At 36.6% G+C, this 5,568-nt stretch carries 6 protein-coding genes; 2 read left to right on the forward strand and 4 right to left on the reverse strand.

From position 1 onward, the window contains the following. Positions 1-780 precede the first annotated feature (780 nt). Positions 781-1,848: a cell wall-binding repeat-containing protein gene (locus J5G60_RS16260; protein WP_150358888.1), complete on the reverse strand. Its 1,068-nt coding sequence runs from the start codon at positions 1,846-1,848 to the stop codon at positions 781-783. 193 nt (positions 1,849-2,041) lie between these two features. Between J5G60_RS16260 and J5G60_RS16265 the strand changes: the two genes are divergently transcribed. After that, the gene (locus J5G60_RS16265; RefSeq protein WP_150358889.1) at positions 2,042-2,482 is read left to right on the forward strand and encodes a cell wall hydrolase; all 441 of its coding nucleotides are present in this window, start codon (positions 2,042-2,044) and stop codon (positions 2,480-2,482) included. Between the two features lie 74 nt (positions 2,483-2,556). Continuing rightward, positions 2,557-3,006, forward strand: coding sequence for a hypothetical protein (locus J5G60_RS16270; RefSeq protein WP_150358890.1), 450 nt, complete (start codon positions 2,557-2,559; stop codon positions 3,004-3,006). Positions 3,007-3,117: 111 nt separating this feature from the next. Here the strand turns inward: J5G60_RS16270 and J5G60_RS16275 are convergent, their stop codons facing one another. The 3 genes from J5G60_RS16275 to J5G60_RS16285 all read right to left on the reverse strand — a co-directional run bounded on the left by J5G60_RS16275 (position 3,118) and on the right by J5G60_RS16285 (position 5,284). Beyond that, a complete protein-coding gene (locus tag J5G60_RS16275; protein WP_190972269.1) occupies positions 3,118-3,396 on the reverse strand; it encodes a hypothetical protein in 279 nt (92 codons plus the stop codon). Positions 3,397-3,406: 10 nt separating this feature from the next. Continuing rightward, positions 3,407-4,273, reverse strand: coding sequence for a tRNA 2-thiocytidine biosynthesis TtcA family protein (locus tag J5G60_RS16280; protein WP_150358891.1), 867 nt, complete (start codon positions 4,271-4,273; stop codon positions 3,407-3,409). A gap of 66 nt (positions 4,274-4,339) precedes the next feature. Next, on the reverse strand, positions 4,340-5,284 hold the full coding sequence (locus tag J5G60_RS16285; protein ID WP_150358892.1) for a sensor histidine kinase: 945 nt from the start codon (positions 5,282-5,284) through the stop codon (positions 4,340-4,342). Positions 5,285-5,568: the final 284 nt, after the last annotated feature.

The following is a 5,568-nucleotide window of genomic DNA, read 5'->3' on the forward strand; positions in this document are numbered from 1 at the left end:
TTTTTTTTTTTAATGATACGTCGACCACAGATATCTACACTTCTATCTTCTTCGTCAGCGTCAGATTTTTATAAGAGACAGATATATACTTTATTAAAATGCCAATCCAAGTAACATAAGCATGTACAAATCAATTTTTAACTTTATGTACTCTGTGAAATTTCATCTTTCCCATGCCAATACTGCTTGGTCAACATCCTTAAAACAGACTTTATTATACCACATATGGATTGTACATACTAGTAACATTGTACAATTTAACATAAATTTTCACAAAAATTTATTATTTACATGGTATTCCTCATAATTTATTTTGATTATATCATAATAAATCCATAATTTCTACAGTATACCTCCTATGATAAATAATTTCTCATCTGGCAATGACCAACCCATACTTCAATTATACAACAACATTTCTAATTTTTCCATAGTCCAATCCCTAGTAAGTTAAGGTTTTACAAGAAATATATTCCTTAAAATATGGATGCTTTTTATAAAGCTAGTTAATTATACTTATATATTTGATATATTATTCTACATAACCTATAAAAATCCTTTTTTTATATTGTTAATAAATTTAAAAATCCGCTTTTTTTGGTTTAATTTTATGCTCACCTATCATATTCATTCGTCATAAACATAGTCATTTATATCGCAAATGACTATGTTTATTAAAAAATGAACATATTTATTATATAAAACCAGAAGAGTTTTTACAATTCACAACTAAAGATGAAGTTTGAATAACGAATAAAAAACCCGCGAAAGCGGGTTTTTTTATTCGATACCTATTATAGAAAAAGTAAAACTGTCTTCTATTGCCTTTGAAACGGAAGCCGTTCCTCCAATTATGGTTATCTTTGAAGTGTCCGGATCGGTATTGGACAATACATAATCTCTGGCATTATCTATTTGAGTCTGATTTGCACCAACTCCGCTGAGCACCAAAGGTGAATCGGTCTTTGCTGCTGCTGCAGAGGCCACTAGGGCATCTGCAAACTGATTGCTTGTCGCTCCCCCAGCTGCTACATACACATTGTCAAATTTAAGGCTGCTTTTAAAATAATTGAGGACTGCCAGATTGGTGGCAAATCTGTTCAACATATCGGAATCCTTGGTGATTTTAGTCCCATTTACTGAATTCACTACAGCTTCAGGCAAGACTCCGCTTCCCCCTACAGCTTTTATATTACTCAAGCTGTTGGAAGTCACTATATCCTTAACCACATAAGGTACTTCCGTGCTATTTGCAAATAAAACGGGATATCCCTCCTGTGCTGCAACGGAAGCTACTGAAAGTGAATCCGCATATCCATCTTGTCCATTTACAAGGATTGCAGATTTCTTTCCGGTCTTATCAAGCACTTTCTGGGCAACTGCTGCATTTGTACCCATTCTTGTAGTGTCAGTGGTTCCCTCTATACGCTGAACGTGTTCCGTCCCATATTTAGCCTTCAAACTGTCTTCTATGGACTGGGATACAACTCCGCTGCCGCCTACTATGTATACATTGGACACATGAAGACTGTCCATGGTTGAAGATACCTGGGATTCCAGAGCATCCTCCCCGCTTGTCAAAAGTATGGGGGCATTGAGCTGTTTTGCCAGTGGAGTGGCACTCACTGCATCCGCATAGCCGTATCCATTTACAAGAACTACATTTTGGGAAGTTCCAAAGAGATCCAGCGCCACCTGGTCAGCAGTACCTATCCTGTCGCTTCCCCCTATTCTGTTTATATTATCACTGCTGTCATCTGCTTGTACACCTACACTTCCAGCTCCAAGTGTCAGTGACAGCACCAGCGCAGTCAACAGGGGGCTCAAAAACCTTTTCTTATTCGCCATATAGTTTACCTCTCTTTCAATTATCATCAATATATACAATTTATTATATAACAACACAAAATTTTTTTACAGTCAATATAAGAATTTCTTATCCATGTAATTGATGGAAATAAGAGTTTAAGTAAATAATTGTAACCTTTTAAACTTTTCCAAATAAAATAATACTGTAAGTAAAATATGGAGGTGAAAGTCTATGGCTTTCTCAGATAGAGAACTCCTTGCCAGAATCATAAAGTGTGAAGCAGGCGGAGAAGGGGATAACGGAATGAGGGCTGTAGCTACCACTATCATGAACAGGGTACGGGTTCCCTACGGGGAATATCATAGAATAGGCCAGGGTGATCTCAGGCGTGTACTTTTTCAGGCTGGTCAATTCGACTGCATGCGTACTGAAATAAACGGCGTACCCAACAATCAAAATGTCTGGTCCATTCCTCCTGATCAAATACACTATGACATAGCAGACTGGGCACTTGCAGGAAACAGGTTATTTAACATAGGTTATTCTCTATGGTATTTTAATCCCTATGCCCCATGTCCCGGTATATTTCCCTATAACGGTGTAGGAACTTTTCAGATAAGGATATTAAACCACTGCTTTTACAACCCCACGGAGCTGTACGCACAAACTTAGACAATGCACAATTTAATTTTTAATTGACAATTGAAATTTAGCCAGATTAATCAATATAATATGGAGGTATTTTAATGATATCAAATTACCCTGATTATTTCAGGACTATGCCAATGTCACCGGAGATAATGCCTGAAATGGAAATGCCAGGAGCTCCTCCCCCGGAGGAAACACTTGAAGAAACACCTGAGGAAACAGACGAAAGTTCTGACGCAAGACAAAACCAGCAGACGCCTTCTCAGGCACCCCATATCACCCCGACACCCACCAGCTTCGAGATGGCCCCAGGTTCTCCAATACAACAGGATATAAATTATGTTCAAGGTTACTTAAGAACTCAGATAGGGAAAAGAGTGAGGGTTACCTTTTTGCTGGGCACCGGCACTATGCAGGACAGGACAGGAATACTGGAAAATGTAGGAATAAGTTATATAATACTGAGGGAAGAGGGTACGAATGCCAGAGAACTGGCAGATATATATTCCATAAAGTTCGTGGTTATATTCGATAATGGACAGTCTTAGACAATTCACAATTTAAAGTGAAAAGTTAAAAGCGCAGGGTGTATAGTAAATGAAGATTTTCGGCAGTCGCTAAAAATCAACAAGAGCTGTATACTCCCAGCTGTCAGCTTTTCACTGTTTTTTATTTTTTGTTTTAAGTTCTTCTATGACAAATTTGTCAAAAGGGAATCTGTCTATAAAATTATCCTGTGTAAAGATAGTTTTGCCTCTCCTGTTGTACTCCTCCAGGTTGGTGGAAAGCCAGTAGGGTTTTTCAATGTCAAATTCACTGCAGAGCACAATTATACATTTCTTGAGATCCTGCTGATAATTTTCCCCGCCGCCAGCTGTGACCACTTTGTCTTTGATTATTTTATTGTGTTTTATGAGCTTTCCCCATATCTTTATCATTTGATTCAACTCACTGTCTATCATAATCTTCCAAAAAAGAATGTTTCTCTCCATCTTTCTCCCAGGCGAGAATGCCGTCTAAATTTACATTTTCCGCCGCGTGAAAAATGGATTTATCTATATCTTTAAATCTCTTCTTTAACTCCGCTATCAAGTCCTTGATCTCATAGCGCTTATTGCCTATTCTCTCTGCTGCAACCATGCAGGCACAATTAAGAGGCCATATACCGCTGTTTTGTATAAAACGCTGAATATAGACTTCTTCCACGTAATAAAGAGGTCTTATGAGTTCCAGACCTTCAAAGTTTTTGGACTTCAATTTTGGAAGCATGGTTTTAAAGCTTCCAGAATATAAAAGATTAAGAAGAGTTGTCTCTATTACGTCATTGAAATGGTGTCCCAGGGCAAGTTTATTGCAGCCAAGTTCCCGGGCTTTGGTATAAAGTGCTCCCCTTCTCATCTTGGCACACATATAACAGGGGTAATCTCTGGCAATTTTATCTATTACAGAAAAAATATCAGATTCAAAAATATGCAGTGGAATTTTTAAATATTCACAATTACTTTCCAAAAGTTCCCGAATGCTCTTATGATATCCCGGATCCATAGAAATAAATTCCAGCTGAAAATCCACTCTCCAGTGTTTTTTCAGTTCCTGGAACAATTTTGCCATGAGCAGACTGTCCTTGCCTCCGGATACTGCCACTGCAACTTTATCCCCTTCTTCTACCAAATGATATTCGCTTATAGCCCTTACAAATCTCGACCATATATGGGTTCTATACCTTTTAGTGATACTATGCTCTATTTCTTTCAACGGTTTTCTCTCATTAAAGGGAACCAGTATTTCGCATCCGTTCCCTCCAATTTTGCTCATGCCATCACCCCACCTTTACCAGAATATTATATCACTTATAAAGATGGAATCAAGATTCCTGCAAAATCAAGTTTTATAGTATATATCCGGGAATTCCATGCCAATCTGTTCTTTTCTGTTCCCATAATCGCTCTCTTCACAGTACTCTTCCTCTATAACTTTGGCGGGAAGCCTTATGGTAAATTCGCTTCCAACGTTCAAGGTGCTCTTTACACTGATTTCACCGCCGTGGAGCTCTACAAATGATTTTACCAGGTAAAGGCCTATTCCACTGCCCTTGCTGTTGTCTACATAATCTCTGCCCACCTGCCCAAATCTTTCAAATATGACCTGAAGTTTGTCTTCCGGTATTCCAACACCTGTATCCTTTACTTTAATATATACATTATCCCCTTTATCCAGAACATCTACGTATATCTCACCATTCTCGGGAGTAAATTTCACTGCATTTGAGAGCAAATTTAAAATTATTCTCTCCATTTTATCCGGATCCACGGCCATTATCTTTTCCTCCACATTGGTGTCAAAGGTCAAATTGATTCCCTTGTCCTCCACATATGGAGCCAATGAAGAAGTGATATCCTCAACTACGCTTACAATATTTCTATTGTGAAGATTTAATTTTATAAATCCTGAATCCAGCTTGCTTATATCCAACAGGTTATTTATGAGCCTCATAAGTCTGTAACAGTTTTGTTTCATAATTTCCAGATACTTGCTTTGCTTGTTTATGTAATTTTTGTCTGTATAATCCTTACACAGTGCCAATACTTGTATCGCAGAAAAAATAACGTTGAGAGGTGTTTTTAATTCATGAGAAATATTAGATATGAATTCTGTAATCTTTTTATTAAGCTCCTGGCTTTCGTTTAAAAGTTCAGTATTTCTTTCTACGTCATTTTTAAGCTGTTGAACTTGTTTTTCCAGAGTGGCATCACAAAAAACGTCTAGTACAGAAGATTTTTGTACTTTACTATACCTGCCTTTATCCTGTTCACTAAAACTTTTCATATTCTCACACCCATTTCCATATCATTAATAATTATATTCTTATTACACAAACTGCCCTACACATAAATTATATTGATAATTATTGTATTATATGAACTGTTTATAAAAAAATATATTTTAACTTAATTATGCACCGTGGAGACTTAAACTTAAATACTTATGAAAATGTTTTAAATTGCAATTAAGATGTAAATAATCCAACAAGCTAATTATATCACCTCTTTTTCTAAAAATAAACCTATAATAAGAATATTTTTGCAATTTTTATTTTTTATGTATAAAAA

This window comes from Clostridium sp. HV4-5-A1G (assembly GCF_900184915.1).
Classification (GTDB): domain Bacteria; phylum Bacillota; class Clostridia; order Clostridiales; family Clostridiaceae; genus Clostridium_B; species Clostridium_B aromativorans.

Coding starts and splice junctions, on each gene's coding strand:
- J5G60_RS16260 (WP_150358888.1), bottom strand. CDS start 1,848: ATGGCGAATAAGAAAAGGTTTTTGAGCCCCCTGTTGACTGCGCTGGTG.
- J5G60_RS16265 (WP_150358889.1), top strand. CDS start 2,042: ATGGCTTTCTCAGATAGAGAACTCCTTGCCAGAATCATAAAGTGTGAA.
- J5G60_RS16270 (WP_150358890.1), top strand. CDS start 2,557: ATGATATCAAATTACCCTGATTATTTCAGGACTATGCCAATGTCACCG.
- J5G60_RS16275 (WP_190972269.1), bottom strand. CDS start 3,396: ATGATAAAGATATGGGGAAAGCTCATAAAACACAATAAAATAATCAAA.
- J5G60_RS16280 (WP_150358891.1), bottom strand. CDS start 4,273: ATGAGCAAAATTGGAGGGAACGGATGCGAAATACTGGTTCCCTTTAAT.
- J5G60_RS16285 (WP_150358892.1), bottom strand. CDS start 5,284: ATGAAAAGTTTTAGTGAACAGGATAAAGGCAGGTATAGTAAAGTACAA.